2 protein-coding genes are annotated in these 2,077 nt (G+C 60.8%); one reads left to right on the top strand and one right to left on the bottom strand.

Annotated elements, in window-relative coordinates:
- Nucleotides 1-75 precede the first annotated feature (75 nt).
- Nucleotides 76-1,347, top strand: coding sequence for a sodium:proton antiporter (locus PSV05_RS03145; protein ID WP_300061371.1), 1,272 nt, complete (start codon nt 76-78; stop codon nt 1,345-1,347).
- 135 nt (nt 1,348-1,482) lie between these two features.
- Here PSV05_RS03145 and PSV05_RS03140 read toward each other — a convergent pair whose 3' ends face one another.
- The gene (locus PSV05_RS03140; RefSeq protein ID WP_300061368.1) at nt 1,483-1,758 is read right to left on the bottom strand and encodes a DUF5985 family protein; all 276 of its coding nucleotides are present in this window, start codon (nt 1,756-1,758) and stop codon (nt 1,483-1,485) included.
- Nucleotides 1,759-2,077 lie beyond the last annotated feature (319 nt).

Here is a 2,077-nt window from a genome sequence, read left to right as displayed (position 1 = left end):
CCAAACAGGACTTGGCCCGGTGCTGTTGTTCCACGTGGCTTCCGCTTTTCTCTCGATCGAGTGTAAGCTTGCTGGATGGAGTCGACCTTGGGGCCATTCGATGTCGCAACGGGCCTGGTCGTCCTCGCTGCCTTCTTTGGTTATCTGAACCATCGCTTCTTCGGCCTGCCGCAAACCACTGCGCTGACTATCATGGGCGCCGTCGCATCGATCGCCGTCATTGCGATCGACGAGGCACTGCCGAGTGTCAATGGGCACCATCCGATCAGAAGCCTGATTGAAGGCATCGACTTTAGATATGCCCTGATGGAGGGCATGCTCTCGTTTCTGCTTTTCGCGGGCGCTCTCCATGTCGACCTCAATGCCCTGAAACGCTCACGCTTGGCGATCGGCATCATCACTCTTTTCGGCGTTCTCCTCTCCACTGCCGTGATCGGCGGCGGCGCTTGGCTGATCGCAATGGCCACCCGATTTCCCCTGCCGATCACCTGGTGTCTGCTGTTCGGAGCGCTGATCAGTCCTACCGATCCTGTGGCCGTGATGGGCATCCTCAAATCTGCCAAGGTTCCTCCGGATCTGGAGGCGACCGTGGCGGGCGAAAGCTTATTCAACGATGGGATTGGGATCGTCGTGTTCTCTATTCTTCTCGGTGTCGTCGCGAACACCGGCGAGGTTTCCGCTTTCGATGCCGGCAAGCTGTTCGCGCTCGAGGCGCTGGGCGGCGCGGCGTTCGGCGGCGTGGCGGGCTGGATAGCCTTCCTGGCCTTGCGGTCGATCAACGAGCACAATCTTGAAGTTCTGATCACGCTGGCGCTGGTAATGGGTGGCTATGCCCTCTCGCACCGCCTGCATGTGAACGGACCCATCGCGATGGCCGTCGCGGGCCTCCTCATCGGCAACCATGGTCGGCAGCATGCCATGAGCGAAACCACGCGCGACTATGTCACCAAGTTTTGGTCTCTGATCGACGACATGCTGAACGCCGTGCTGTTTCTGCTTATCGGCATCGAAGTCATACTGGTTCTCAAGGATGTGTCGCTGCTTCTGTTCGGGCTGGCGGCGGTCCCCTTGATTCTGGTGGCGCGCGCCGTTTCGGTTGGCCTGCCCATGCTGGCCCTGCGCAACCTCTCTCCCCTGTCGCAGGGCGCGTATCCGATCCTGGTGCTGGGCGGCGTACGCGGCGGCATTTCCATCGCCCTGGCGCTCTCGGTACCTGCTGGACCGTACAAGGAGGTGGTCGTGGCGGCGACATATACCGCTGTGCTGTTCTCTGTGCTGCTGCAGGCGCCGGCCGTCGGCATAGCTGCACGCCGGCTGTTCGCCAATCCACCGGTCAAGGATTCCTAGGGGCCTGCCTCGCACGCCGGACACGCACGATCGGTGCGCCTTTGCAAAGCTCGCCAGGCACGGCGCACAAATCGCCCTTTCGCTTGGCGCTTGCCAATCCGCCCGATCGTCAGGCGTGCAGCAACCTTGACGCGCTCAGGAGTCGCGCCGGCCAATCCGATTCTTCCGGATGATGGCGAAGATGATAAGGCCGAACATGAAAGGTCGACCAAGGTAGAACAGGGGCTCCACCTCGGCAGAAGCCTGGTTAAAACCAAGAGCGAACCGCATCGCAGCGTCGATGCCGAAAGCGGCGCCGAATAGCATAAAGATCTCGTCCCTCGTCTGCCGCCAAAAGCGCAGGAAGAACATCATCGCCACGAACGACGCCATGGCGACCGAACCCGTCAATACCGATGCCACATCACTCATCATTCGCTATAGGCCGGTTCGCCACTGTGACCGGGTTGCCACACCTGCTGCCCCAAAACCCTGCGTGGCCCCCTCCGGGGTAGCCTCCCGGCGGCGGTGTCAGGTACATTGACTGCAGTTATCTCGCTGTGAGTTTTGGCCCGCGCTTCAAGCGCTTGGGCAGCGTAGTAAAGAGGTAGATTTGAGATGAAGAAGGCACTTTTCGCCGCCGCTGCGCTGATCGCGCTGCCGATGGCCGCCCAAGCGCAGTCTCCGACACCGGGCTTCTATATCGGTGCGGAAGGCGGTTTGAACTGGCTTCTGAACACGAACGTGACGG

Source organism: Thermomonas sp., assembly GCF_029945965.1.
In the GTDB taxonomy this organism is placed as follows: Bacteria; Pseudomonadota; Gammaproteobacteria; order Xanthomonadales; family Xanthomonadaceae; genus Thermomonas.
Note: the sequence above shows the minus strand (reverse complement) of the source record. Positions and strands in the feature narration are given on the sequence as shown.

Coding starts and splice junctions, on each gene's coding strand:
- PSV05_RS03140 (WP_300061368.1), bottom strand. CDS start 1,758: ATGAGTGATGTGGCATCGGTATTGACGGGTTCGGTCGCCATGGCGTCG.
- PSV05_RS03145 (WP_300061371.1), top strand. CDS start 76: ATGGAGTCGACCTTGGGGCCATTCGATGTCGCAACGGGCCTGGTCGTC.